The sequence below is a fragment of the Pseudoalteromonas sp. G5_S1_54_S4 genome (genome assembly GCF_054968565.1).
Map to the genome: position 1 here is coordinate 1 of NZ_JBQKUL010000128.1, position 736 is coordinate 736.

At 38.7% G+C, this 736-nt stretch carries 1 protein-coding gene; it reads right to left on the minus strand.

Annotated elements, in window-relative coordinates:
- Positions 1–224: 224 nt before the first annotated feature.
- A partial coding sequence (locus ACTRWE_RS19225; RefSeq protein ID WP_462880534.1) for a transposase occupies positions 225–736 on the minus strand: 512 nt, incomplete at its 5' end.

Here is a 736-nt window from a genome sequence, read left to right on the forward strand (position 1 = left end):
GTGTTCTTATATGGACTCCCCGTTTTTTGTCAACGAAGTATTTATTAAATAAAGATTAGATGCTGGCTTATATACGGACTCTATTTGGGGAGCTACCCCTGGTCACTTTAATGTATTCGCCCCTTTATGACTTTTCTCGGTGGCGGTATTTTATACCTAGGCACGGAACAGTCTCTTAAAGGCCAGTCTTACCCTGATTTTAAACGCTCTTTGTTGACAAAAATTTAAGCCGTTAATAACGTTGGCTGATAACATTCGTTTTTCTTTAGCATTGCAAATGCGGTTCTGATTGTTTTATTAGCCAATGCTATCGCTGCCACTTTTTTACCACGCCTTGCAATTAACTTTTTAAGCCATTCGTCTTTTTCTGTACGGCTCGCTCTTTTTACAACATGTGTGACAACAGCTAGTGCACCTTGATATAACGTGCTACGTAACTTTTTATTTGCCGATGTTCTTGAAATTGAGCCAATTCTTTCTTTGCCACCAGAGCTATGCTGAACTGGCGTTAAACCAGCGCAGGCTGATGCTTCCCGCCCATTTTTAAAGTGTTCTATACAACTAAAGTAAACTTTCAACATCATTGAACCTACAGGCCCAACACCTTCCAGTTTTTGAAGTCGCTCGCATACCTCATCATTTTTGATTTCTTCTTCAATGAGCTTTTCTAGCTCTCTAATTTCTTTCATAACACTTTTGAATTGTTCATTCATTATTTTTAGAGACGCTCTAAATG